Origin of the sequence: Pseudomonas segetis, assembly GCF_900188155.1 — a bacterium.
GTDB classification, from domain to species: Bacteria; Pseudomonadota; Gammaproteobacteria; order Pseudomonadales; family Pseudomonadaceae; genus Aquipseudomonas; species Aquipseudomonas segetis.
Genome location: NZ_FZOG01000001.1, coordinates 926,855 through 952,701 on the forward strand (window position 1 = coordinate 926,855; position 25,847 = coordinate 952,701).

Sequence of the window (25,847 nt, forward strand, 5' to 3'; positions counted from 1 at the left end):
TGAATGGTCGTTATGGTGACTATTACGATCACTGATAGATAAACAGGCTGTATCTCGACGTCGGTCAGATTTAACATCAGCCTATTGCCATGCAGGGTTTCTCAAGGCAGGCTACGGGCGCTCGCAAAAACCGTGGGGGATTGGCGGCACTGATCGCGCCGTTTATCGTCCCTGGAAAGATTTTTGCTACAAACCAACCGAAAAACGAATTACCACCACTGGTGCATCAGGGACAATTCCATGGCGCTGCAAATTTGTATTCTTGAAACAGACGTACTTCGTCCCGAGCTGATCGATCAATATCAAGGTTATGGCAAGATGTTTGAGCGCCTGTTCGCGCATCAACCAATTGCCGCCGAGTTCACCGTATACAACGTTATGCAAGGCGAGTATCCGGCCGATAGCGAGCAATACGATGCTTACCTGGTCACCGGGAGCAAGGCTGATTCATTTGGCGAAGACGCCTGGATTCAGACCCTCAAGGCCTACTTGCTTGAGCGCTATCAGCGTGGCGACAAACTGCTTGGCGTGTGCTTCGGTCACCAATTGCTGGCCCTGTTGTTGGGCGGTGAGGCCAAGCGTGCTGCCCAAGGTTGGGGCGTGGGCATTCATCGTTATGAGATGGCCAGCAAAGCCCAGTGGATGACCCCGGCGCTGGACAACCTGACCTTGCTGATCAGCCACCAGGACCAGGTGACCAGGCTGCCAGAAAATGCCACCTTGCTGGCGTCCAGCGAGTTCTGTCCGATTGCGGCTTATTGCATTGAAGACCAGGTCCTGTGCTTCCAGGGCCATCCCGAGTTCGTCCACGAGTACTCGAAGACCTTGCTGGATATCCGCCAGCAGCATATTGGCGAGCACAACTATCGCAAGGGTGTCGACAGCCTCAAGGATGATCACCAGGGCACAACTGTTGCCGAATGGATGATGCGCTTTGTTGCCAACGGGCGCCAGGCGCAGGCCTGATCACCAGGCTCTAGTCTCAAGCAAAAGACCCAGCCCTGTGCTGGGTCTTCTGCTTCTACAGCCAGCCGTTGTACTTGAAGCTGGCATACAGGCCGATGCAGCCTGAGCCAATCAAGCCAAGCACACCAAAGTAACCGTATTGCCAACTCAATTCGGGCATGTTGTGGAAGTTCATGCCATAGATGCCGGCAATGGCCGTTGGGAAGGCCAGGATCGCCGCCCAGGCCGCGAACTTGCGTTGGGTAACGCTCTGGCGCGCAGACTCCACCAGCAAGCCTATCTCGATCGCATGGTCAGCCATTTCGCGCAGTGCGGTGAGGTCTTCAAGCAGGCGGTTGACATGGATCGCCACATCCCTGAAGTACGGACGCATTTGTTTATCGATAAAGGGAAAGTCGAGGCGTTGCAGTTCTTGGCAGATTTCCACCAAGGGGCCGATGTTACGGCGCAGGCGCAGCAGGTCACGGCGCAGGCCCTGGATTTTCACTGCATCGGCCATGGTCAGAGCATCCTTGAGCACCGCTTGTTCGGTTTCCTCAAGCGTGCTGTTGTAGCTGTCCATGATCGGCCGGTAGTTTTCTGTCACGAAACTGAGCAGGGCGTAGAGCACGAAGTCTTCGCCGTGTTCGAGCAGCAAGGGGCGGGCTTCACAGCGCTGGCGCACGCTTGAATAGGGCGCGGACTGGCCGTAGCGAGCACTGATCACGTAGCCGGTGCCAGCAAATAATTGAGTCTCGACAAACTCAAGCTCACCGTTTTCGAAAATCGGTGAGTAAAGCACCATGAATAACGCGTCGCCAAAGGTCTCCAGCTTTGGCCGGGTATGGCGCAGCAGTGCATCCTCAATTGCCAGCTCGTGCAGGTTGTATTGCGCCTGGAGAGTGGTAAGTACATGGGGCTGAGGGTCTTTCAGGCCAATCCAGGCGAAGTGGCCGGGCTTGCCCAGCCAGCTAACGCCATCTTCCAGGCTGATGTCCGTGACTTTTTTCCCGTGGCTGTAAACTGCTGCGGCAACGACGCTGTTATCCATTTTCGACCCGGTTTTTTTGCACATGGCGCCCAGCTTAGCCTGAGATGATCATCAATGGCTGCATCCGGGCGCATTTGGGGTACAAAAAAGCCCGCTACTAAGGCGGGCTGGGCAACTCAGACTTCGGCCATCTCTTTATTCATGCTGTCGATACAGGCCTGCATCTGTGCTTGGCAGCTTTCCATCAGTGCGGGCACATCAGCGATGGTCAGGCCCGTGGTCGCAATTGCGGGCAGCGAGCGGATCATTATCGTGCCGCTGTTCCATCGGTTGATGCGTAGCTTGTTGGCATATGTGCTGGTACAGACCGGGATAATTGGCACGCCTGCAGCAATTGCCATCAGAAAAGCGCCCTTCTTGAATGGCAGCATTTGCGGGCCTGGATAACGTGTCCCTTCCGGGAACACCCAAATCGAGGTGTTCTTGTGCTTGAGCGTTTCGGTGGTCTGCAACATTGCCTGCTTGGCGCTGCGCGAGTTGCCACGGTCGAGCAAAATATTGCCAGCCAGCCAATACAGTTGACCGAAGAAAGGGACCCACTTGAGGCTTTTCTTGCCGAGGCTCACGGTGCGATAGGGTACAACCCGACCCAGTACGTAGAGGTCGTAATTGGATTGGTGGTTGGCAATTATCACGCATGACTGGCTGTGATCACGCAGCCCTTCAGTCTGGGTCTTGAGCTTTAGGTTGAGAATGCGCAATGCAGGCAATGAGTAGATTCGGGCGCAAATGCGGCTGTTATCTGGATTGAATGGCCGGCAAATACCCACCACCAAGCCCAACACTCCGGCAACGATAAAATGCACGCCCATTAACGCCATGCGCAGAATGAAAAGCATTTGGTACACCCAATCAACCTAAAAGCCGCGCAGTGTACGGCTGTAAACTGTTTTCAGCAATTGCAGCTGATCACTCAGCTGTGTGCGGAGATGAAGGACATAAAAAAGCCCGGAAAATCCGGGCCTTAGCATTATTGGCGAAGTATTACAGACTGATGGTCCTATCCAGTTCGATCGCTGTGTCGAGTGTTTCCAGCAGTGCTTTGCGGACCTTGAGCTTGGTGTTCTTGTGCGCGGTCATATTGATCTTCTTCAACTGCTGGGCCGCTGCTTGTGCTGCCGCCATAAGCTGTTCCGCGGGCACGACCTTATCAAGGAAGCCTGCTTCTACAGCACCTTGCGGATCAAACATCTCACCGCAGATTACCGAACGATGGAATGCAGACTTACGCAGGCGATCACGTGCCAGCTCAATGCCCACATGGTGCATGGTCATGCCGATCTGAACTTCATTGAGACCAATACTGAATTTGCCTTCAGTGCCGATGCGGTAGTCGGCAGAGAGCAAAATAAACGCACCTTTTGCAACTGCATGGCCAGGGCAGGCGACAACAATCGGGTAGGGGAACGACAGCATGCGTCGAGCCAGGGTCGAACCAGCAGCGACCAGGTCAATTGCATTTTGCGGGCTGGAAGTCATGACTTTAAGGTCATAACCGCCCGAAAGGATGCCCGGTTGACCTGTGATGATCACCACCGCTTTATCCTGCGCCGCTTTATCCAGCGCCTGGTTAAAGGCAGCAATTACATCAGGCGAGATGGCGTTAACCTTGCCATTGTTCAGGGTCAGGGTGGCAATGCCATCTTCTAGTTGGTAGCTGATCAAGTCGCTCATGGTCGGAATCCTTGTGCTGAAGATGGGCTGACGTTACCCATCCGGCACGTTCCGGTAAAGCACAATGAGCGACCAGTGAGTCACCAATGGCGCGCTTTATCACGCATAGAGCTTTGAGGGTCTCGCTAACACCAACCGTCTTGTAGAGAGTGGGCTTGATCCAGCCGCGGCATTGCAATGCCTTATCCTGGCCTGTCGAATTAAAAACAGGCCCTGCCCGGATTTACCGCATCAGGAGCAGGGCAGAGGGTAAGCGCATGAAAACTCGGAAAAAACTTTTGCTTTTAAGGCTTTGTTCGGATACATTAGCGCGCCTCGACAGACAGCAATGCCTGACGAGATCCGGTGAAGTGTCCGAGCGGTTGAAGGAGCACGCCTGGAAAGTGTGTATACGAGAAATCGTATCATGAGTTCGAATCTCATCTTCACCGCCACTTTCAGAAAAGCCCTGCAGATCAACGATCTGCGGGGCTTTTTGTTTTCTGGTGTAGATGGAAATGGTGCTGCTCAGGGCGCAAGGTTCTGTGTTTGCTTTGTCATTTCGGCGGACTTTTCTGGGAATTCAGCAGTGATGCGTTCCTGTAGGGCTTGATCTTCCATGTGTCGCTCATTTTTCTTCCTCCCATAGGTTCGAGTTTGTGCAGTGGCCGGGCGTCCATTGCCAACATCAGCAATGCCGATGCTGCAAAGAACCCATCAATGCATATTACAGCTGCGCTGAACTCTAGTGTGTCGGTGAGGCGCGGATATGGCTGGGCGAGTTGATCATTAGCGCTGCCCTCACTGTCCAATTTCAGTGTCGGCCTCTTTTTAATTTAAAACACGTTAGTCGGTTGTATTCCAAATCTAAGGCTGGTTGCATTTGGTCAAAGATATGATGCAGGAAGAATGATCGTGCTTTTTTTTCGATACTTCATTGAGTGCTTATTAGATTGGCAGGGAATCTAAATAACTTTGGCACGTATTCAAAAGAGCAAAAATTTCGTGGCAGGTAGGATCGGATGTTATGACAACCTCCAATAATAAAAAGGTCGCTTGTGAACAACAGCCAGTCATTTACTTTATGTGCCTTGTCGCTTGCCATGATTGCATCTGCCCAGGCGCAAGAGCGCAACTCATTTGTGGCGGACAGCCGCATGTCCATTCGTTATAGCCAGTATTATTGGAACGAGGATCATGGCAATGGTGTTGGGCCCACGCGAGATGAGTGGGTTCAGGCGACATTGTTAAGTTACAAGTCTGGATGGTACGAAGATCTGGTGGGACTGGACTATAGCTATGGACTGGCCGATGCGCTGGAGGTTGGAAATAAAGCGACCAGTATCAGCAATCTCGAAGCCGGGGATACGGTGCAGTCGCCCCACGGTATCGCCAAACCGGTGGAGGCTTATCTGCGTGGGCATCTGGTCGGGGAGGCGGGCGAGTTCAATTATGGTGTTGGCAAGAAAAGCCGGCGCTATGGGTTGTATTTCGACGATCCCATTTCACGCATTCTGCCGCCTTCAACACTGGGTGCCGATATGGAGTATCGATTCGGTGGCCTTGAGGCAAGGTACAGCTATATCAATGGTTTCAGCGCGAGGAACGAGTCCGGTTGGGCCGACGACCTGACTAATTTTTCAGGTGAAAAAATTGATGCCATGCAGCTCTATGCGCTGAACTATTCCTTTGACGATGGCACGCAAATCCTTGTCGAGTATGCTGAATCTGAGGACTACCTGAAGGCGTCCTCGATCAAGATCAAGCACAGCTTTCAATTGTCGGCTGATCAATTCCTGGACCTGTATGCCACTCATGGCATGCAGCAGGATGCTGGCAAACTGTTCGATTACCAAGGTGTGCCTGGCTTGTACGAGGCCGAGAACTCGCACGATGCCCGCTATATCGAACTGTCGGCTAAGTATCGCTTCGGTCATGCATATGCGGGTGTCGACTACAACAAAGTCAGCGGTGATGATTTCGATCGATTGTTCTTTAGTGCCGATCATGGCACTTGGAATAGCAGCGCCAAGCTTTTCTATTATTTTGGTGCGGAAAACGAAGAGATGTACCGCGTATCTGCCGGTACGGATTTTGATTTTATCGGCGTGCCTCAATTACGTTTGGACAGCCACTATGCGTTTTCCGATCATGCCGCCGGTTATAACGGGTTCTCTAGGCGCGAGTTTCAAACCGTTCTCCAATATAACTTCACCGGTATGTTGAGCGGGCTTGGTCTGGCCTGGTTGCATAATGAGTTCACGACAAAGGGCACGCCCGATCAAGTCAATCGCTTTGCGGCTTCCTATGGACCAGCTGGGATCATTACTCATCATGCCAATCGGTTTTATATGAACTACATCTACAACTTTTAATTTAATTAATGGCGCAATGATATTGCGTAGCGTTACAGCAGGAGTTTCCATGTTCTTCAATAAAACCACCGTCTTGTTATTGTCTATTGCCGCTTCTTTCCATGCTTATGCTGCAACAGTCGAGCCTGATAATCGTCCAGCGGACCTGATCCTGCAAAATGGCAAGATCTACACCGGAAACAGCCAGCAGCCCTGGGCTGAAGCCATTGCAATCAAGGCGGGTAAAATCATCGCGATAGGCGGAGCCGATGATGTCATGGCTTACCGAAATGCTAATACCAGCGTCGTAGACCTGGATAAAAAAATGGCGATGCCTGGTATCAACGATGCCCATGCACATCCAACCTGGGGTGGTTTGAAGCAGCTGTTTCAATGCAACTTCCCGGCATCGAGTTCAGCGCAGCAGATCAAGACGCAGATTTCCGCCTGTATCAAAGATCAACCCCAGGCACAGTGGATTCGCGGTGGGCAATGGACCGCAGAGTTCTTCCAGAAAAACGCGATTGGCTCGCCGCGTAAATGGCTGGATGCGATATCTGGCGATAAGGCCATCTTGCTGACCGATGATACCGGCCACAATCTTTGGGCCAACAGCAAGGCCATGGCGCTGTTGAACATCAAGGCTGACACCCAGGCTCCGAAAGGCAGTACCTTTGAAAAGAACTCTGCTACCGGCGACTACACAGGCATATTGCTTGAAGCCAATGGCTTCATAAAAAGCCAATTGTCCGACTGGAGCGACACCCAGTACCTTCAAGCTGCCGAGTACGCCATCAATTTGGCCAACAGTGTTGGTATTACCGGGATCAAGGATGCAGACGCCAACGAAAATGTAGCCAAGGCATATTACAGGCTCGACCAGAAGGCTGGGCTCAATGCCCATGTTGGTGTGGCGATCAGGATCTCTGACGAGCACAGGAAAAATATTTTCGACATGCCGCAGATCATGCGTATTCGAGACAAATACCGCTCCAGGCACGTCAATACCCGCTTCGCCAAGATCTACCTCGATGGTGTGCCAACCGCCGCGCGCACCGCGGCGATGATTTCGCCCTACAAAGCTGAGGAAAACTCGCACAAAGGCAACCAGCACGGCCACATGCTACTCAATGCCGATGAGCTCAAGTCAGCTTTGGTCGAGCTGGATAAACAAGGTTTTACTGTGAAAATTCATGCCGCAGGGGACCAAGCCATTCGCAGCTCCCTCGACGCCATCGAAGCGATGCGCAAGGTCAATGGCAGCAGTGGTCTGAAGCCGGAACTGGCGCATGCTGAATTTATTGACCCGGTTGACTTGCCGCGCTTTGCGCAGCTGAACGCCACCGCTGATTTTTCACCTTACATCTGGTATCCGTCACCCATTAGCGATGCCATCGAGTCGGTTGTGGGCGCGCGAGCCCAGAAAGCATGGCCAGCACGGGATTTACTCGACAGCGGGGCAACAATCATTGCCGGTTCAGATTGGCCTTCTGTAGTGCCCGACCTGACCCCGTGGAATGCAATCGAGGCGCTTGTCACTCGCCGTGATCCAAGTGGGCAGCATGCAGGTGCGCTCTGGCCCGAGCAGGCTATCACCCTGGAGGAAGCGTTGAAGATCTTTACCAAAAACGGCGCCCAGGCCTTGGGTGCCGATGAGCTTACCGGCTCTTTGGAAGTAGGCAAGGCAGCTGACATTATTGTGCTCAACCAGAACCTTTTCGAGGTTCCCGTCGATGACATCAGTGAGACCCGAATCCTTTCGACCTACTTTGAGGGGAACAAAGTATATCCAGAACCATGATCACTGCTGGAGCAAGACCTGTTGAACAGGCCCTTTAACGCGAGCGCCTGTTCCAGCCTGATGTGGGGTAGCAGGCCTTGATCAGCGTAGAAAACCAAGTAGCTACTGCAGTCGGGTAAAGGGGTCAGGATATTTATGAGTCGTGGATAACCGGATTTGGTCTGGGACTATATGTCGAAAGCTGGGCTTGCAACTTCAGGTGCTTCACTCGACGACCTCGTAAGGCAGGCCAACATAGTTTTCCGCGATGGTTTTGCGCCCGGCTTCAGAGCCTACAAAGTAGTCCAGCTCGGTTTGTTGCATGCGTTGGCTGAAGGCGTCGGTGCCTGGGAATTTGTGCAGCATTGAGGTCATCCACCATGAGAAACGCTCAGCTTTCCAGATGCGTTTCAGGCACAGTTCTGAATAGCGTTCGAGCAGGTCGCTGCGGCCTTCGTGGTAGACCTTGTGCAGGATTCGGTACAGCGTGTTGACGTCACTTGCGGCCAGGTTCAGGCCTTTGGCCCCAGTGGGCGGAACTATATGTGCGGCATCGCCGACCAGAAACAGATGGCCGTACTGCATCGGTTCGACCACAAAGCTGCGCAGCGGTGCGATTGATTTTTCTATCGAGGGACCGGTAATCAGGCGCGCTGCTGTGTCTGCGGGAAGGCGGCTTTTGAGTTCATCCCAGAAACGTTGATCAGGCCAGTCTTCGACTTTTTCTTCTGCCGCGACCTGAACGTAATAGCGAGTGCGAGTGGCGGAGCGCATGCTGCACAGGGCAAAGCCACGCTCGTGGTTGGCGTAGATCAGTTCTTCGTTTACCGGCGGCGTATCGGCTAGGACCCCGAGCCAGCCGAAGGGATAAACACGTTCGAATTCTTGCAGCACGCCATCGGGGATCGATTGCCTGGATATGCCATGGAATCCATCACAACCGGCGATATGCTCGCACTCGAGACGCACTGTTTCACCGTCGTGGCTGAAGGTTACAGAGGGTTTGTGACCCTTGAGATCATGCAGTTGCGCATCCTTGACGTTATAGAAGGTCCTGGCGCCACTGGCTTGGCGTGCGTGCATCAAATCGCGGGTGACCTCGGTCTGGCCGTAGATCATCACTGTCTTACCGCCTGTGAGTTGCTTGAGGTCGATGCGCTCGCGGCGACCGGCAAAAGCCAGCTCAAAACCATCATGGGGCAAGCCTTCGCTGTCCATGCGTTGGCTCACGCCAGCTTCGCGCAGCAGGTCGACCATGCCTTGTTCGAGCACCCCGGCGCGAATACGACCGAGCACGTAGTCCGGGGGCTGGCGTTCAATAATGATGTTGTCGATACCGGCCTTGTGCAGCAGTTGGCCGAGTAGAAGTCCGGATGGGCCGGCGCCAATAATAGCGACTTGAGTCTTCATTGTTATTGTCCTGTGCAAGCTGGCGATTGAGCTTGATGTGGTGAAGTCGCCTGTATTTTTGGTGGATCGCCGGGGCAATTGAAGGCACTATCCGATTACTTTCATGGACTTTTCGAGGATCGCCAGCCCGTGACCAAGGCCGTGATCAATAGCGTTCCGGTGTTCAAGCTGTATGGCGAAACAGCTGCTTGGCCGACGCCTGACCTGATTCATTGTGAGTCGATTGCCGAACGCAGCCGCCTGCATGACTGGCAAATAAAGCCGCATCGCCATGGTGACCTGGTGCAGGTGTTGTATGTCGGGGCAGGGCTGGCCGAGCTCGAGGTCGAGGGCCAGGTCAATCGGGTGAGCCAGGCATCACTGCAAGTGGTGCCTGCATTGAGTGTTCACGGATTTGGCTTTTCCGAGGATGTACAAGGTTACATCCTGAGTCTTGCCCAACCGCTGGTGGACATGCTCAGCACCGCCCTGGAAAGCACGCCACTGGCCACGGCCGCTTGTTATGAGCTGGGTTCGCAACGGGGTGATGTCAATGCGTTGTTCGAATCCATCGCCCAGGAGTACAGCGAGCCAGCGCTGGGGCGCGAAGTGATGTTGCAATCACTGATCAGTGCTTTGCTGGTGTGGGTTGCCCGGCGCTCACAGGCAGTTGATGGCAATGAAGCGCAAATACCTGACCGGGGTCGTGAGCATTTGCAGCGTTTCACCCATCTGCTGGAGATCCATTACCGCGCCCACAGGCCCATCGAGTTTTACGCCAGCGAACTGGGTATCAGCGCCGCTCACCTCAATGCCTTGTGTCGGCGCCTGGCAGGTCAATCCGCCTTGCAGCTGATTAATCAGCGGTTGTTGCTGGAGGCCAAGCGTTCATTGGTTTATACCGCCATGACGGTTAACCAGGTTTCCGATAGCCTGGGGTTTTCCGAACCGGCGTATTTTTCCCGTTTTTTCAAGCGCGGTTGTGGGATCACTCCCAAGGCCTTTCGTTTACAGCGTTGAACCTGAACCCTATGAATATTGATAACCGCATCAAGTTTCGTCATTTGCTGTGCTTTCTCGAAGTGGCGCGCCAAGGCAGCCTGGCGCGCGCCGCCAATGAGCTTGCAATCAGCCAACCCGCGGTTTCCAAGACCCTCAAGGAGCTAGAGGAAATCCTCGCCAGCCGCTTGTTCGAGCGCAGCAAGCAAGGCGTGACACCAACTGCCGCTGGCTTGGCTTTTTTGCGTTACGCCGGGCCAAGCGTGCAAGCCTTGCAAGAAGGTGTGCGCAGTCTGCGTTCAGGGGAGCATGAAGCTGGCGTGGTGCGCCTGGGCGTGTTGTCGACTGTCGAAAGCTCGTTGCTACCGGATGTGGTCAGGCGCCTGCACCAAGCCCACTCGGCCCTGGTTGTCAGTGTCGAAACCGGACCCAGTGCCTATCTGCTGGACCAACTGCGTGTTGGTGCATTGGACTTGGTGGTCGGCCGCATGACCGATAGCCCGCAGATTGCCGGGCTGACATTCGAGCACCTGTACAGCGAGTCGATGGTGTTGGTGGTCAGCCCTGGCCATCCCTTGCTGCAGGTCAACTTGAACGATCGCAGCCGCCTGGGCGATTACCCCGTGGTGTTGCCGCTGGCAGGCACCACTATTCGCCGTTTTGCCGACAGCCTTTATGTGCAGTGCGGTATTCATCTGCCACAACAGCGCCTGGAAACCTTGTCCATCGCCCTGAGTCGGCGCTACGTGCAATCCAGCGCGGCAGTCTGGGTGGCGCCCCATGATGCAGTTCGCCAGGATCTGGCCCGCGGCGAGCTGGTGCTGCTCGACCTGGGACTGAAAGAGCCGGGCGGTTCGGTAGGGATCTGCAGCAACCCATCGACGGCCGCTACCTTGGCGGCGCAATGGTGCCGTGAGGCCCTGCGTGCGAGCGCCGTCGAATACCTTGAACAGTACGAAGTCTGATCACTCCAGGCATCAGTTTTGGGCGTCGCGGCGCCGCTCGGTCAAAGTTTTGCTGCATTCGTAAGCAGGCAGCGAGTGGCGTGCCGGAGAAAATTGAATTGGTTATGGAGATATCCATAACCAATTGGTTATGAATGACGCTGATCTTTTCAATATCCACCCGGGGTTTTGTGCAGGAGACTTGCCGCTGGTCCATACCGGCCAGCAGCAAGTCTCATGCATTCTAATAAGAGGATATCGATATGTCTGATGCGCAGAGCCGCTTTGTCATTCGTGACCGTAATTGGCACCCAAAGGCGCTGACGCCTGACTATAAAACTTCGATTGCACGTTCACCACGTCAGGCGCTGGTGAGTATTCCTCAATCAATTTCGGAGACCACTGGCCCGGATTTTTCGCACCTGAAGATGGGCGAACATGACAACGACCTGTTGCTCAATTTCAACAACGGCGGTTTGCCTGTGGGCGAGCGCATTATCGTGGCTGGGCGGGTGATCGATCAGTACGGCAAACCAGTCCCGCACACGCTGGTTGAGATGTGGCAGGCCAACGCCGGCGGTCGCTATCGCCACAAGAATGACCGTTACCTGGCGCCGCTTGATCCTAATTTTGGTGGCGTAGGCCGTGCCCTGACGGATCGTGATGGCTACTACAGCTTCCGCACGGTCAAACCTGGCCCTTATCCATGGCGCAACGGCCCGAATGACTGGCGTCCAGCGCATATTCACTTTTCCATCAGTGGCCCGGCCATTTCCACGCGCTTGATCACCCAGCTGTATTTTGAGGGCGACCCGCTGATTCCGATGTGTCCGATTGTCAGGTCGATCGCCAATCCCGATGCGGTGCAGAGCCTTATCGCCAAGCTTGATATGAGTGCGGCCAATCCAATGGATTGTCTGGCGTATCGCTTCGATATCGTGCTGCGCGGGCAGCGTCAGACCCATTTTGAAAATCGTTGAGGGGAACTGCCATGCCTATTGAATTACTCACCGAAACCCCTTCGCAAACCGCTGGCCCCTATGTGCATATCGGCTTGGCCTTGGCCGCTGCGGGCAATCCTGCACGCCCCCAGGAAATCTGGAACCAGATGGCTAAACCCGAGGCGCCAGGCGAACACATCCTGTTGATCGGCAATGTCCATGACGGCAACGGTCATCTGGTCAAGGATTCGTTCCTGGAGTTTTGGCAGGCTGATGATCAAGGCCGCTACGACAGCGACTACGACCTGGAGAAGCCCTTCAATTGCTTTGGTCGTACCGCTACCACCTTCGAAACCGGTGGCTGGACACTACACACCATCAAGCCGGGTGTGGTGAACAACGCCGCAGGTGTGCCCATGGCGCCGCATATCAATGTTTCCCTGTTCGCCCGGGGGATCAATATTCACCTGCAAACCCGCTTGTATTTCTCCGATGAGGCAGAAGCTAACGCCGCAGACCCGGTGCTTAACCTGATCGAGCAGCCGCAGCGACGTGAGACCTTAGTCGCCCAGCGCTGTGAAGTGGACGGCAAACTGGCTTATCGGTTTGATATCACCATTCAGGGCGAGGGAGAGACGGTGTTCTTTGACTTCTAGCGAGCGCCTTCCTGAGCAACTCGTGCGTGCGCACTTTACGACGTTGCTCAGTGACAAAGGCTTTAGCGCCGACCCTGCACAACAGCTAGCCATTGACCGTCTCGGTCAGTGGCTTTCGGCGTTTCTGGCATCGCGTACGCGTTGGTCAGCTAAACCTGTCGCCGGGGTCTATCTGTGGGGCGGGGTGGGGCGCGGCAAAAGCTTTGTCATGGACGCGTTCTTTGCTGCCGCACCTTTGCAAGACAAGCGTCGGGTGCATTTCCATGCATTCCTGCAGGAGTTGCAACAGCGGATGCTGGCGTATAACGGCCAACCCGATCCATTGGCCCGGGTTGCAGGTGACATCGCCAAGCGCGTGCGCTTGCTCTGTTTTGACGAGTTTCATGTACACGATATTGGCGATGCGATATTGCTTGGGCGCTTGCTAAAGGTCCTGGTAGAAAAGGGCGTCGGTGTGGTCTGTACGTCCAACTATGCGCCTCAAGGCTTGTGTCCCAATCCGCTGTATCGCGAACGTTTCAAACCGGCCATCAGCTTGCTTGAGCAGCGCTTTGCGGTTGTGCAACTTGACGGCGGAGCCGACTATCGCCAGCGCGCAGCTTATTGCTGGGGTGAATACATCTGGCCGGTCGAGGCGTCCAGTGATGTGCTTGGCAAGCGCCTGGGGCTTGGCGATAGCGCTGAATATGACTGCGCAACAAGCCTTAATCATCACCCGCTGAGGCTACGCGCGCGGGAGGCTGGGATGCTCTGGCTGGATTTCAGCGAGCTGTGTCGAAAACCCCGCTCCAGTGCGGACTTTCTCTGGCTCTGCGACCAGTATCGACAATTGGCGGTGACTGGCGTGCCTTGCCTGGATGCCGAGGGGATTGATGTACAGCAGCGCTTTCTCAATTTCATCGATATCGCTTACGACAGCGGCGTGCAGCTCCTTCTCGGCTGTGAGGCGAGCCTGGATGAGCTGTGCCTGGCGGGCAGTCATGTCGACTTCTCACGCACTCGCAGCCGCTTGCAGCAACTCAGCCAACTGAAGTATTGAGTTCATCATTATGTTGCAGATACTGGGCATCACAGCGCCGATTTTCCTGATTATCAGCATTGGCTTTATCGCCACTCGCTTGCAATGGATCAGCCGCGAGCAAGTGGCCGGGATGGGGCGTTTTGTTATCAGCTTTGCGCTGCCAGTGCTGGTGTTCAAGGCGCTGGTCGAACGACCGCTGGATGAGGTGTTCGAGCGCAATTACCTGCTGGCCTATGGCTTGGCTTCGCTGCTGGTGTTCGCGCTGGGCTTTGTCGTTTCACGGCGCTTGCGTGGTGACGGTCTCAGCGCCAGCGCCATCAGTGCCGTGGGCATGTCCATGTCCAACAGTGGCTTTATCGGTTATCCGATTGCCGCCCTGGTGGTCGGTGAGGCCGCTGCGGTCGGGTTGGCCATGGGCGTGTTGATCGAAAACCTGCTGATGCTGCCGCTGGCTTTTGCTTTGGCCGAGGTGGGCGAGAGCCAGGGCCTTGGCCTGCGTGCAACTGCAGTTGCAACCGGCAAGCGGCTGCTGAGCAACCCCATCATTATTGCTATTTGCCTGGGGTTGCTGGTTGCGCTGCTGGGCTTGCATGTGCCTGCCATACCAATGCGTGCGGTAGACATGCTGGCTCAGTCTTCCGCACCTGTGGCCTTGTTTGTGATTGGTGGCAGCCTGGTGGGAATGCGCGTTGGCGGCATGGTCACCGACCTGCTGCAGATCAGCCTGGGCAAGTTGGTGTTGCATCCTCTGGCAGTGTTGCTGTGCTTCAGCTTTCTGCCTGTGTCAGACCCGAGTTTGCGCGTGGCTGGCGTGTTGTTCGCCTGTGCGCCGATGATGAGTATTTACCCCATAGTCGGCCAGCGTTTCGGCTTGCAAGGACGCTGCGCGGCGGCCTTGGTCGGCGCCACGCTGCTGTCGTTCGTGACCTACAGCCTGTTTATCGGCTGGCTCGCCGGGCCGCACCTGTGAATGCTGCCTATGCTAGCTGTCTGCAAGCAGAGATTGCGATTATCGAGCACTGGTTCGATAATCGCGCAAGGGCTCGAATGTCAATAAAGGAAAACTGCAATGAGCGATGAGCAACGCCAACCGATTTCAACCCTGGCGCCGCCTATTGTGGTCTCGCCAGCAAAACGGATTGAAGCCCTGACCGGCGACCCTAATTTCATGACCTCGCTGGCCCGTGGACTGGCCGTGATTCATGCATTCCAGGAGCGCAAGCGGCACCTGACCATTGCCCAGATCAGCCACCGTACCGAGATTCCCCGCGCGGCTGTACGGCGTTGCCTGCATACCCTGATCAAGCTTGGCTATGCCACGACCGATGGGCGCACCTATTCATTGCTGCCGAAGGTATTGACGCTTGGTCATGCCTATCTATCCTCGACGCCGCTGGCGGTAACGGCCCAGCCAATCCTCGACCGGATCAGCGAGCAGCTGCATGAAGCCTGTTCAATGGCCAGCCTGGAAGGGGATGAAATCCTCTACATCGCCCGTTCGGCTACGCCGCAGCGTTTGATATCAGTCGATCTCAGCGTCGGCAGCCGCTTGCCCGCGTACTGCACGTCAATGGGCCGGATCCTGCTGGCGGGGTTGGATAACCTGACCCTTGATGAATACCTTGAGCACGCCGACCTGCAGATCAAGACCAGTCGCACCCTGCATACCCCCGAGGCATTGCGCGAGAATATCGAGCAGATCCGCCAGCAAGGCTGGGTGATCATCGACCAGGAGCTGGAGATTGGCTTGCGCTCGATCGCCGTGCCACTCAAGGATTCAGCTGGCCAGGTACTGGCTGCACTGAACGTAGGCACGCACGTCAGTCGTACCAGTCGCCAGGAACTCGAAAGCCGTTTTCTACCGGTGCTGCTCGAGGCCAGCAAGGAATTGAGCACCCGTTTGTTTCACTGACACACCCTTTTGCGCAGGGCGTTTTGCGCAACTTTCGGGCGGGAGGTAGACCAAAGTCTATTTCTGCTCGTTAATCGAACGCTGAATCGATTATCGTATTGAGTGGGTCATGGTGGACGCTTAAGTTGCAGGTGGCGTATCGGATGCATTTAGCGCCGCTTTCTTCACCACAATAAGAGATCACCATGACCGCCATAGCTTCCTCGACTGCCAGCCTGGATGTGCAGTCGTTTATCAATGCCCAACCTCTTTCGCGCTACCAATGGCGCATCATGATTCTTTGTTTCCTGATAGTCTTCCTTGATGGCCTGGACACTGCGGCCATGGGCTTTATTGCCCCGGCGTTGACTCAGGATTGGGGAATCGATCGCGCCAGCCTTGGCCCGGTCATGAGCGCCGCCCTGATTGGCATGGTGTTTGGTGCCTTGGGATCTGGCCCGCTTGCTGACCGCTTTGGCCGCAAGGTTGTCTTGGTGGTCGCGGTATTCCTCTTTGGCTTGTTCAGCTTGTTGTCGGCGTTCAGTGGCACTGTCGACCAACTGGTCGTGCTGCGCTTCCTCACCGGACTGGGGCTGGGGGCGGCTATGCCCAATGCGACTACGCTGCTGTCTGAATACACCCCCGAACGTCTCAAGTCGCTGCTGGTCACCAGCATGTTCTGTGGCTTTAACCTGGGCATGGCGTGCGGCGGCTTCGTCTCTGCGGCGTTGATTCCAGCATACGGCTGGCACAGCTTGCTATTGCTCGGTGGGGTCTTGCCCTTGGCACTTTCGCTGGTGTTGCTGCTGCACTTGCCGGAATCCGCACGTTTTTTGGTGGTGCGCAATCGTGGAGCAGGCAAGGTGCGTAAAGTCCTTGAGCCCATTGCGCCAGCTGCCATGCAAGGGGTCAGCGCATTCACGGTTCCTGAGCAGAAGACCGTGCAAAGCCGCAATGTACTCAGAGTGGTTTTCTCTGGCACCTACAGCGCCGGTACGCTGTTGCTGTGGCTGACCTACTTCATGGGCCTGGTCATTGTCTACCTGCTCACCAGCTGGTTACCCACACTGATGCGCGACAGTGGGGCGAGCATGGAGCAAGCGGCGTTTATCGGGGCCTTATTCCAGTTCGGCGGGGTGCTCAGTGCCGTTGCCGTGGGCTGGGCTATGGATCGCTTCAATCCGCACAAGGTCATTGGTGCCTTTTACTTGTTTGCAGGCGTGTTTGCCTATCTGGTTGGGCAAAGCCTGGGTGAAGTCACGTTGCTGGCTACCCTGGTATTGCTGGCAGGGATGTGCGTAAACGGCGCGCAATCGGCCATGCCGTCACTGGCTGCACGTTTCTACCCGACACAGGGTCGAGCGACTGGTGTCTCCTGGATGCTCGGCATTGGTCGTTTCGGCGCCATTCTTGGGGCCTGGATGGGGGCGACATTGCTGGGGCTGGGCTGGAACTTCGAGCAGGTGCTGACTGCACTTGTTGTACCTGCAGCCATCGCCACGGCGGCAGTGGTTATCAAGGGGCTGGTCAGTCACTCAGACGCCACCTGAGCATCCGCATGGATGTATGCGGCGCCCGTACGGCGGGTGCTTATGTGTCGTTCGATAATCGCACGGATAGTCGATTATCGGATTGTATGGGGCGAGGCGGCAGAGTACTTTTTACCCACACGACGTGCTGCCACGTCCCGTCTACCAATTGAGACTTACCATGGCTGACATTATTTCTCTAAGCGAAGCCGTACAACGCTTCGTCACCGATGGCGACACTGTTGCTCTCGAAGGTTTTACCCACCTGATCCCAACCGCCGCTGCTCATGAACTGATTCGCCAGGACAAGAAGGACCTGACGCTGGTGCGCATGACCCCGGATCTGGTCTATGACCTGTTGATCGGTGCTGGCTGTGCGAAAAAACTGATTTTCTCCTGGGGTGGCAACCCTGGCGTTGGCTCGCTGCATCGTCTGCGCGACGCGGTCGAGAAGGGCTGGCCGCAACCGCTTGAGATTGAAGAGCACAGCCATGCGGCCATGGCCAATGCCTATGTGTCCGGTGCATCGGGTTTGCCGTTCGCTGTGCTGCGTGGCTATCAAGGCTCGGACCTGGCCAAGGTCAACCCGCGTATCAAGTTCATCGATTGCCCCTTTACCGGTGAAACCCTGGCAGCGGTGCCGAGCGTGCGTCCGGATGTGACTGTGATCCATGCACAAAAGGCCGACCGCAAAGGCAATGTGCTGATCCAGGGCATCCTTGGCGTACAGAAAGAAGCTGCGCTGGCGGCCAAGCATTGCATAGTGACCGTTGAGGAAATTGTCGATGACTTGCAAGCGCCGATGAATGCCTGCGTTTTGCCAACCTGGGCCATAGCCGCCGTCTGCCTGGTGCCGGGCGGTGCGCATCCATCCTATGCTCACGGCTACTACGAGCGCGACAACCGCTTCTATCAAGCTTGGGACCCCATCGCCCGTGACCGGGAAACCTTCACTGCCTGGATTGATGAATACATCCGTGGCACTGCGGATTTTGCCGAGTACAAAGCGAAAGTGAACGGGGAGAACAAGTGATGACTGACTTCACAACCAATGAAATGATGACTGTCGCTGCAGCCCGTCGCCTGGGCAATGGCAGTGTTTGCTTTGTCGGTATCGGCTTGCCTTCCAAGGCTGCCAATCTCGCACGCCTGACCCACGCACCCGAAGTGGTGCTGATCTACGAATCGGGCCCTATTGGTGCCAAGCCGAGTGTATTGCCGCTGTCGATTGGTGATGGCGAGCTGGCCGAAACCGCTGACACCGTTGTGCCCACGGGCGAGATCTTTCGCTACTGGCTTCAAGGTGGGCGTATCGACGTGGGTTTCCTGGGCGCGGCGCAGGTCGACAAGTACGGCAATATCAACACTACGGTGATCGGCGATTACCACCAGCCCAAGGTCCGACTGCCAGGCGCTGGCGGTGCGCCGGAAATTGCAGGTTCGGCGAAGAAAGTGCTGATCATCCTCAAGCAGGGCCATCGTACCTTTGTTGAAAAGCTGGCCTTTATTACCTCGGTTGGCCATGGCGAGGGCGGTGATCATCGCAAGCGCCTCGGTTTGCCTGGCGAGGGGCCGGTGGCGATCATTACCGACCTGTGCATCATGGAGCCGGAAGAAGGCAGCAATGAATTTATCGTCACGTCCCTGCATCCGGGCGTAACACGCGAGCAGGTGATTGAAAATACCGGCTGGCAGATTCGCTTTGCCGAAACAGTGACCACCACTGAAGCGCCTAAGTTTGAAGAGCTGACCGCGCTGCGTGATCTCGAAGCCCGTACTGCCGCCGCTCACGGCCAGGCCGGGGGTGACGAATGAGCCGCGAAGTATTTATTTGCGACGCCGTGCGAACGCCGATTGGGCGCCTCAATGGCGGTCTTTCAGCGGTGCGTGCCGATGACTTGGCTGCCATCCCCCTACGTGCCCTGATCGAGCGCAACCCACAGGTTGACTGGAACGCAATCGACGAAGTCTTCATGGGTTGTGCCAACCAGTCTGGTGAAGACAACCGCAACGTTGCGCGCATGGCATTGTTGCTCGCGGGCCTTCCGCAAACGGTGCCAGGGGTGACGCTCAATCGTCTGTGCGCCTCGGGGCTGGAGGCGGTGGGTTCTGCGTTCCGCGCCATTGCGCTGGGGGAGATGGAGCTGGCGATTGCAGCGGGTGTTGAGTCGATGACCCGCGCGCCATATGTGATGGGCAAGGCCGACAGTGCGTTTGGCCGTGGCCAGAAGATCGAAGATACGACCATGGGCTGGCGCTTTGTTAACCCCTTGATGAAAGAGCAGTACGGTGTCGACGCCATGCCTGTCACTGCCGACAACGTGGCGCAAGAATACGCTGTCAGTCGCGCCGACCAGGATGCCTTTGCCTTGCGCAGCCAGCAACGTGCAGCCGCCGCACAGGCAAGCGGTTATTACGCCGAGGAAATTGTCCCGGTGGTGATCAAGACCCGCAAGGGTGAAACCATTGTCGACACTGACGAGCACCCACGCGCCGACAGCAACGCCGAAGCCATGGCCAAGCTCAAGCCGGTCAACGGTCCTGATAAAACCGTCACTGCAGGCAATGCGTCGGGTCTGAACGACGGCGCCAGCGCCATGATCCTGGCTTCGGCAGAAGCCGTGCAGAAGTACGGCCTCAAACCACGTGCCAAAGTGCTAGGCATGGCCAGCGCCGGTGTGGCGCCGCGAGTGATGGGGGTTGGCCCGGTGCCGGCCGTGCGCAAATTGCTGGCGCGCCTGAACCTCGATATCAATGCCTTCGATGTGATCGAACTGAACGAAGCATTCGCTGCCCAGGGCCTTGCCGTCACCCGCGAACTGGGCTTGGCCGATGACAGCCCCAAGGTCAATCCCAATGGTGGCGCTATCGCGCTTGGTCATCCCTTGGGCATGAGTGGCAACCGGCTGGTTCTTACTGCCGTACACCAGCTTGAGAAAACCGGCGGCAAGCTGGGGCTGGCGACCATGTGCGTGGGCGTGGGACAAGGCCTGGCGCTGGCCTTCGAGCGGGTCTGATTGGCCATGGCCAGTAGCGGATTTGCGTTGGTTGCAAATCCGCTACTGGCCTCGGCACGTTGACTGCTATAAAACAAACACTCATTCCCACTTTCTGGAGCGCTGGCTTGAACAGCCCGAGCAACCAACTATTCGACGCTTATTTCACCCAGCCAGCGATGCGCGCAATCTTTTGCGACCAGGGGCGGGTGCAGGGCATGCTTGATTTTGAGGCGGCGCTGGCCCGTGCCCAGGCGCGTGTCGGCCTGATTCCTGCGACCGCCGTAGGTCCTATCGAGGCTGCATGCAGGGCGGGGCACTTTGATTTCCCGGCGCTGGCTCAAGCCATCACGGTAGCAGGTAATTCAGCGATTCCACTGGCCAAGGCGCTGGGCAAGCGAGTTGCCAGTGAAAGTACCGAGGCCGAGCGCTATCTGCACCTGGGCGCTACCAGCCAGGATGTAATGGACACGGGGCTGGTCCTGCAGCTGCGCGCCGCCATTGAGCTGCTTGAGCAAGACTTGCAGGCTTTGGCTGATGGGCTGGCGCTGCAGGCCGAGCGCCATGCGGATACGCCCATGGCCGGACGTACCTGGCTGCAGCATGCAACGCCTGTGACGCTGGGCATGAAACTGGCCGGTGTGCTCGGCGCCATTAGCCGCCATCGCCAACGCTTGAACGAACTCAAGCCGCGCTTGCTGTGCCTGCAGTTCGGTGGCGCTTCTGGCAGCTTGGCGGCACTGGGCGATCAGGCCTGGCCAGTCAGCGAGGCCTTGGCTGATGAGCTCAAGCTGAGCTTGCCGGATCAGCCCTGGCATACCCAGCGCGACCGATTGGTCGAGTTTGCCAGCTGGTTGGGCATGCTGGCCGGCAGCCTGGGCAAGCTGGGCCGCGACCTGAGCCTGTTGATGCAAACCGAGGCGGGCGAGTTGTTCGAGCCAGCCGCACCAGGCAAGGGCGGCTCATCAACCATGCCGCACAAACGCAACCCAGTCAGTGCTGCGGTTTTGATAGCAGCTGCTACTCGTGCTCCAGGTCTGGTATCAACCATGTTCTCTGCCATGCCACAGGAGCATGAGCGCAGCCTGGGCTTGTGGCATGCAGAATGGGAGTGTCTGCCCGAGCTTTGCTGCCTGGTTTCGGGAGCTTTGCAACAAGCCTTGCTGGTGGTGCCAGGGTTCGAGGTGCAGGCTGCGCGCATGCGCAAAAACCTCGACCTGACTCAAGGGCTGGTTCTGGCTGAAGCGGTCAGCATTGCCCTGGCTCAAAAGATCGGCCGCGACGCGGCCCATCATCTACTCGAGCACTGTTGCCGCGAAGCGGTGGCGCAAGGCACGCATTTGCGTGCAGTGCTTGGGGCAAACGAGCAAGTGACTGCTCAACTGTCATCAGCTGAGCTTGATCGCTTGCTGGATCCGGCCTTTTATCTTGGTCAGGCAAGGCGCTGGGTAGAACGCGCATTGGCTGAACACCACAATCTTTGCCAATAGGAGTCCCTGATGTCTGCTGTGCAACTGGCTGATGGCCAATTGAATTACCTGCTGCAAGGGCCTGAGGACGCGCCGGTTCTGGTGCTGTCCAACTCATTGGGTACCGACCTGCATATGTGGGATGCGCAGATGCCCGCATTTACCGAGCACTTTCGCGTGCTGCGCTATGACACCCGCGGCCATGGTCAATCCCTGGTCACCGAAGGGCCTTACAGCATCGAGCAAAATGGTCGTGATGTGCTGGCCCTGCTGGATGCGCTGGACATTGGCAAGGCCTATTTCTGCGGCCTGTCGATGGGCGGCCTGATTGGCCAGTGGCTGGCGATCAACGCGCCGCAACGCCTGCATAAGGTTGTGGTGTGCAACACCGCTGCGAAGATCGGTAACCCTGATGTGTGGAATCCGCGCATCGAAACCGTGCTGCGTGATGGCACGGCGGCAATGGTTGCCCTGCGTGATGCATCGATTGCGCGCTGGTTTACGCCTGAGTTTGCCGAGGCCGAGCCGGCCAAGGTCGAGCCCATTGTCGGCATGCTTGCGCAAACTTCACCTCAAGGCTATGCGGCTAACTGCGCAGCGGTTCGTGATGCGGATTTTCGTGAGCAGATTGCGACAATCACATTGCCGTTCCTGGTGGTGTGTGGCATCCATGATGCAGTGACAACAGTAACTGACGGGCAATTCATGGCGTCCAGGATTGCAGGGGCGCAACAGGTTGAATTCCATGCCGCGCACCTGTCGAATGTCGAGGCAGGTGACTTGTTCAGTCAGCGCGTGCTGGATTTCTTGCTGGCTTGATCGGAGTGATGACGATGGACGAAAAACAACGCTACGAAGTAGGCATGCAAGTGCGTCGCTCGGTATTGGGCGATGCGCATGTTGATCGCAGCCTGGAGAAGATGACGCCGTTCAATGAAGAGTTCCAGGAGATGATCACCCGTCATGCCTGGGGTGATATCTGGACCCGTCCCGGTCTGCCGCGACACACCCGCAGCCTGATCACCATTGCCATGCTGATCGGCATGAACCGCGAAGGTGAGTTGAAATTGCATCTCAAGGCTGCGAAAAACAACGGAGTGACCCGTGACGAGATCAAGGAAGTGCTGATGCAGAGCGCGATCTATTGCGGCATTCCCGCGGCTAACGCCACCTTCCACCTGGCGGAGGAGGTGTGGGACGAGATGGGTGTCGAGTCGCTAAAAGACTAAGGCTACAACCCGCCGCCGTAACAACAAAGCCAGCACTCATCGCTGGCTTTGTTGTTTCGTGGGTATTGGTTCAGTCATCCCATTGCGGTGCAAAGTCTGGGTTGACCACGCGCAGGTTCTTCGGCAGTTGTGCGAGTAGGGCCAGGTCGTCGGCGTCCAGGCGCAGATCCAGGGCTTGTAGGTTGCTGAGCTGATTGGCCTTGCCACTGGCCTTGGGAATCGCGGCCACGCTGTCTTGGGCCAATAGCCATTGCAGGGCAACCTGGCTCGGTGGCACGGCATGTTTGTTCGCAACCTGTTGTACCTGCGCAGCCTCTGCAGCCTTGCCACGGGCCAGTGGCGTGTAGGCGGTCAGTGCCATGCCGTGCTGACGAACAAAATCCAGCAAGGGTTGCTGGTCGAGCATCAGATGGTATTCAACTTGTAGTGCGGCCAGTGGGGCGCCCAATTCATCCATCGCACGGCGCAGCATGGGCAGGGTGAAGTTGGCCACGCCGATATGCTTGGCTTTGCCGCTTTGCTGAAGCTCGACCAGGGTTTGGATGCTCTGTTCCAGGCTCCAGTCCTTGCCGCCTTTGCCGGGCCAGTGAATCAGGAACAGGTCAACATAATCGCTTTGCAGGGCTTTCAAGCTGTTGTCGAGTGATTGGCGCATGGCCTGCGGTTGCAGCTTGTCCCACCAGACCTTGGTGGTCACATGAATCTGCTCGCGCGGCGTGCTTGAGCGAGCCAGTGCCGCGCCGACTGCTGCTTCGTTGTTGTAGCCGGTGGCGGTATCAATATGCCGGTAGCCCAGTTCGATCGCCTGCTCGACGGCGCGGCTGCATTCTTCATCGAGCATCGGCCATGTACCCAGGCCAAGTTTGGGCAGCTGCAACTGTTGACGAGTGATGATTGACTGCATATCTATTCTCCAAGTCGAACGGCTGTTGATCTTACAACTGTTGCCGATGGCGCCGGCAAAATGGCCAGGCCGTTCAGGCAATCAGCGGTCGATAAACGGACATCCGAGTACCGATAAAAAAGCCCAGCACGAAGCTGGGCTGAAAGTCACTGGAGCAAGCAGGGTGGCGCTTTGAAAATACCGGGCCGTTACCAATGCACGGCCCGGGCTCGGAACCTTCTGAAAAGGCAGCGAGCGACAAGAGTACAAGACGCAACCCGCGCAAGGGCTGGCCCTGCGGAGCTGCACTTAACTGCGTTCAGCCTGAAGGCTGTGAGCCGTTTTTCACGCAGTACTATCGAACCCAGTCGTTTTCAGCGGCTCCTTAGAGGATATCCAGGGGGTAGTTGATGATGATTCGGTTCTCATCCATATCGCGCATGGCGAAGTCCTGGCGCAGGGTCGAGTTTCGCCACTTCATGTTCAGCGACTTGAGGGCGCCGCTTTGGATGGTGTAGGCCAACTCGGTTTCGCGTCCCCATTCCTTGCCGTCGCTGGTGGTCGCGGTGTGCACATTGTCACCGCTGATGTAGCGATTCATCAGGGTCAGGCCCGGTATGCCCAGCCCGGCGAAGTTGAAGTCATGGCGTACTTGCCAGGAACGTTCCTGGGCGTTGTCGTAGCTGTTGTTGAAACTGTCGTTGGCCAGGGTGCCGCCGCTGGTGCCATTGACGCGCATCCAGTTGTTGTCTCCCGTAAGCTTTTGCAGGCCGATATAGAAGGTGTTGCTGGCGTACTTGGCGGAGAACAAAGCGGAGATGGTTTTGTTATCCAGGTCGCCGGCCAGCGCACTGCCCTCTTCCTTGCCGATGAAGTAGCCGATGTTGGCGCCAAGCACCCAGTCGCCCACTGGCTGGCTGTGTTGCAGGTTGAAGTATTGCTGTTGGTAGACGTCTTCCAGCTCGGCGTACCAAACGCCCAGCTGGGTGCGTTTGTCATTGAATGCGTATTCGCCGCCGGCAAAGTTGAAGCGGTCAGAGAACGCGCCGCCGTAGCTCATGTCATCCATGCTGGCACTGTCACGGGGGCTGTTCTGGCGGAACTGGCCACCGTACAGGCTCAAGCCATCGATTTCCCTCGATGTCAGCTGCGCCCCTTCAAAGGTTTGCGGCAATGAGCGGCCATCGTCGGAGCGCAGGATTGGCAGCACCGGCATCCATTCACCCACCTTCAGTTCGGTGTTGGAAATCTTTGCCTTGGCGGCAACTGCAAGGCGTCCGAAATCATCCGATGGACCGTCCGGATGAACCGGGAGCAGGGCGGTGCCTGCGGTGCCGCCACCACTGTCCAGCTTGATCGCGAGCATGCCCAAGGTGTCGAGACCGAAACCGACGGTGCCTTCGGTGAACCCAGACTGGGCATTGAGAATAAAGGCCTGGGTCCATTCCTCGGCGTAGTTTTGCGGCGCGTTGGAGTCGACGAAGTTGCGGTTGATATAGAAGTTACGCAAGTTGGTGGAGACCTTGGCATCTTCGACGAAACCCGCCGCATGGGAAAGCAGTGGCAGGCTGGCACTGGATACGGCAATTGCCAGGGTGGCGGGCAGCATTCGTAGGGTCATGTTTATTTCCTTGTTTATTGTTTTAGGTGCGCATACATGGGCTCATGGGATAGACGAGCGCAGTCATGCCATTTCGCCGGGTGAACGGCTCAAGGCGGGATGCTTTGCTGGATTTAAATGGCGTGCGCGAGCGACTTGACAGCAGTCGCAACGCTATACCGGCGCGTCAGGGGCATGCGCCCTGCGTGGCCTGGTCGGTGGCAAGTCGGGTATCGGCGCAAAGCGTGTTGCGCCCTTTGGCAATGCTGCGCACAAACATGGGACTGCGAGGGAGTGTGAACATGGCAATGAACCTTTATTTGTATTTATTGGCACATCGATAAAGGCGTCTGTCGTGGGGCAGCGCACTTCATTCAGGCCTTGATAGTGGAAGTTCATTGCCGGTTGCGCAATTCGTTTTAAGCTGTTTCGTTCGATAAACGAACGGCTAATTAACTATTCAGTGCATAATTTTGTTTGCGCTCAGTCATTTATGCCTGTTAATTCGCGGTTTTCT

General features: G+C 56.5%; 23 protein-coding genes and 1 tRNA gene. 18 read left to right on the forward strand and 6 right to left on the reverse strand.

Annotation, left to right across the window (positions count from 1 at the left end; translation table 11 throughout):
* Positions 1 to 240: 240 nt before the first annotated feature.
* The gene (locus CHB79_RS04275) at positions 241 to 966 is read left to right on the forward strand and encodes an amidotransferase (RefSeq protein ID WP_089358987.1); all 726 of its coding nucleotides are present in this window, start codon (positions 241 to 243) and stop codon (positions 964 to 966) included.
* Between the two features lie 55 nt (positions 967 to 1,021).
* Here CHB79_RS04275 and CHB79_RS04280 read toward each other — a convergent pair whose 3' ends face one another.
* The 3 genes from CHB79_RS04280 to CHB79_RS04290 all read right to left on the reverse strand — a co-directional run bounded on the left by CHB79_RS04280 (position 1,022) and on the right by CHB79_RS04290 (position 3,670).
* Positions 1,022 to 1,996 carry a magnesium and cobalt transport protein CorA gene (locus tag CHB79_RS04280; RefSeq protein ID WP_089359201.1) on the reverse strand — a complete coding sequence of 325 codons (975 nt, stop codon included), beginning with the start codon at positions 1,994 to 1,996 and terminating at the stop codon, positions 1,022 to 1,024.
* A 116-nt stretch (positions 1,997 to 2,112) separates the two neighbouring features.
* Positions 2,113 to 2,835, reverse strand: coding sequence for a 1-acylglycerol-3-phosphate O-acyltransferase (locus CHB79_RS04285; protein WP_089358988.1), 723 nt, complete (start codon positions 2,833 to 2,835; stop codon positions 2,113 to 2,115).
* 145 nt (positions 2,836 to 2,980) lie between these two features.
* A complete protein-coding gene (locus CHB79_RS04290) occupies positions 2,981 to 3,670 on the reverse strand; it encodes a crotonase/enoyl-CoA hydratase family protein (protein WP_010483530.1) in 690 nt (229 codons plus the stop codon).
* Positions 3,671 to 4,014: 344 nt separating this feature from the next.
* On the opposite strand from CHB79_RS04290, the gene CHB79_RS04295 reads away from it, so the two are divergent.
* The 3 genes from CHB79_RS04295 to CHB79_RS04305 all read left to right on the forward strand — a co-directional run bounded on the left by CHB79_RS04295 (position 4,015) and on the right by CHB79_RS04305 (position 7,804).
* A tRNA-Ser gene (locus CHB79_RS04295) sits at positions 4,015 to 4,104 on the forward strand.
* Positions 4,105 to 4,707: 603 nt separating this feature from the next.
* Entirely contained in the window at positions 4,708 to 6,024 is a 1,317-nt protein-coding gene (locus tag CHB79_RS04300) for an OprD family outer membrane porin (RefSeq protein ID WP_089358989.1), read from the forward strand.
* A 49-nt stretch (positions 6,025 to 6,073) separates the two neighbouring features.
* Entirely contained in the window at positions 6,074 to 7,804 is a 1,731-nt protein-coding gene (locus CHB79_RS04305; protein ID WP_089358990.1) for an amidohydrolase, read from the forward strand.
* Between the two features lie 204 nt (positions 7,805 to 8,008).
* Here the strand turns inward: CHB79_RS04305 and pobA are convergent, their stop codons facing one another.
* Positions 8,009 to 9,193, reverse strand: coding sequence for a 4-hydroxybenzoate 3-monooxygenase (pobA, locus tag CHB79_RS04310; protein ID WP_089358991.1), 1,185 nt, complete (start codon positions 9,191 to 9,193; stop codon positions 8,009 to 8,011).
* Between the two features lie 129 nt (positions 9,194 to 9,322).
* Between pobA and CHB79_RS04315 the strand changes: the two genes are divergently transcribed.
* The 14 genes from CHB79_RS04315 (at position 9,323) to pcaC (ending at position 22,847) form a co-directional block, all read left to right on the forward strand.
* Positions 9,323 to 10,192: a helix-turn-helix domain-containing protein gene (locus CHB79_RS04315; protein WP_089358992.1), complete on the forward strand. Its 870-nt coding sequence runs from the start codon at positions 9,323 to 9,325 to the stop codon at positions 10,190 to 10,192.
* 11 nt (positions 10,193 to 10,203) lie between these two features.
* Complete coding sequence (gene pcaQ, locus CHB79_RS04320; RefSeq protein ID WP_010483583.1) at positions 10,204 to 11,136, forward strand: pca operon transcription factor PcaQ; 933 nt, start codon at positions 10,204 to 10,206, stop codon at positions 11,134 to 11,136.
* A gap of 242 nt (positions 11,137 to 11,378) precedes the next feature.
* A complete protein-coding gene (gene pcaH, locus CHB79_RS04325; protein ID WP_089358993.1) occupies positions 11,379 to 12,095 on the forward strand; it encodes a protocatechuate 3,4-dioxygenase subunit beta in 717 nt (238 codons plus the stop codon).
* 11 nt (positions 12,096 to 12,106) lie between these two features.
* Entirely contained in the window at positions 12,107 to 12,712 is a 606-nt protein-coding gene (gene pcaG, locus CHB79_RS04330; RefSeq protein WP_089358994.1) for a protocatechuate 3,4-dioxygenase subunit alpha, read from the forward strand.
* 22 nt (positions 12,713 to 12,734) lie between these two features.
* Positions 12,735 to 13,751, forward strand: coding sequence for a cell division protein ZapE (gene zapE, locus CHB79_RS04335; protein ID WP_245851336.1), 1,017 nt, complete (start codon positions 12,735 to 12,737; stop codon positions 13,749 to 13,751).
* A gap of 10 nt (positions 13,752 to 13,761) precedes the next feature.
* Entirely contained in the window at positions 13,762 to 14,703 is a 942-nt protein-coding gene (locus CHB79_RS04340; protein ID WP_089358995.1) for an AEC family transporter, read from the forward strand.
* Between the two features lie 99 nt (positions 14,704 to 14,802).
* Positions 14,803 to 15,645: an IclR family transcriptional regulator gene (locus CHB79_RS04345; RefSeq protein WP_010483592.1), complete on the forward strand. Its 843-nt coding sequence runs from the start codon at positions 14,803 to 14,805 to the stop codon at positions 15,643 to 15,645.
* Between the two features lie 185 nt (positions 15,646 to 15,830).
* Positions 15,831 to 17,174, forward strand: coding sequence for a 4-hydroxybenzoate transporter PcaK (pcaK, locus tag CHB79_RS04350; protein ID WP_089358996.1), 1,344 nt, complete (start codon positions 15,831 to 15,833; stop codon positions 17,172 to 17,174).
* A 160-nt stretch (positions 17,175 to 17,334) separates the two neighbouring features.
* Positions 17,335 to 18,186, forward strand: coding sequence for a CoA transferase subunit A (locus CHB79_RS04355; protein ID WP_010483617.1), 852 nt, complete (start codon positions 17,335 to 17,337; stop codon positions 18,184 to 18,186).
* On the forward strand, positions 18,186 to 18,968 hold the full coding sequence (locus CHB79_RS04360) for a CoA-transferase subunit beta (protein WP_089358997.1): 783 nt from the start codon (positions 18,186 to 18,188) through the stop codon (positions 18,966 to 18,968). The genes CHB79_RS04355 and CHB79_RS04360 overlap by 1 nt, the downstream gene beginning before the upstream one ends.
* Positions 18,965 to 20,170 (forward strand): 3-oxoadipyl-CoA thiolase, encoded by a 1,206-nt coding sequence (gene pcaF / locus CHB79_RS04365; RefSeq protein WP_089358998.1) that lies wholly within the window; start codon positions 18,965 to 18,967, stop codon positions 20,168 to 20,170. The genes CHB79_RS04360 and pcaF overlap by 4 nt, the downstream gene beginning before the upstream one ends.
* A gap of 107 nt (positions 20,171 to 20,277) precedes the next feature.
* Entirely contained in the window at positions 20,278 to 21,639 is a 1,362-nt protein-coding gene (locus tag CHB79_RS04370) for a 3-carboxy-cis,cis-muconate cycloisomerase (protein WP_089358999.1), read from the forward strand.
* A 9-nt stretch (positions 21,640 to 21,648) separates the two neighbouring features.
* Positions 21,649 to 22,437 (forward strand): 3-oxoadipate enol-lactonase, encoded by a 789-nt coding sequence (pcaD, locus tag CHB79_RS04375; protein WP_089359000.1) that lies wholly within the window; start codon positions 21,649 to 21,651, stop codon positions 22,435 to 22,437.
* 14 nt (positions 22,438 to 22,451) lie between these two features.
* On the forward strand, positions 22,452 to 22,847 hold the full coding sequence (gene pcaC / locus CHB79_RS04380) for a 4-carboxymuconolactone decarboxylase (protein WP_089359001.1): 396 nt from the start codon (positions 22,452 to 22,454) through the stop codon (positions 22,845 to 22,847).
* Positions 22,848 to 22,917: 70 nt separating this feature from the next.
* Here pcaC and CHB79_RS04385 read toward each other — a convergent pair whose 3' ends face one another.
* Together CHB79_RS04385 and CHB79_RS04390 are read right to left on the reverse strand one after the other, a co-directional pair.
* Positions 22,918 to 23,751 (reverse strand): aldo/keto reductase, encoded by an 834-nt coding sequence (locus CHB79_RS04385; RefSeq protein ID WP_089359002.1) that lies wholly within the window; start codon positions 23,749 to 23,751, stop codon positions 22,918 to 22,920.
* A gap of 364 nt (positions 23,752 to 24,115) precedes the next feature.
* The gene (locus CHB79_RS04390; protein WP_425439576.1) at positions 24,116 to 25,339 is read right to left on the reverse strand and encodes an OprD family porin; all 1,224 of its coding nucleotides are present in this window, start codon (positions 25,337 to 25,339) and stop codon (positions 24,116 to 24,118) included.
* Positions 25,340 to 25,847 lie beyond the last annotated feature (508 nt).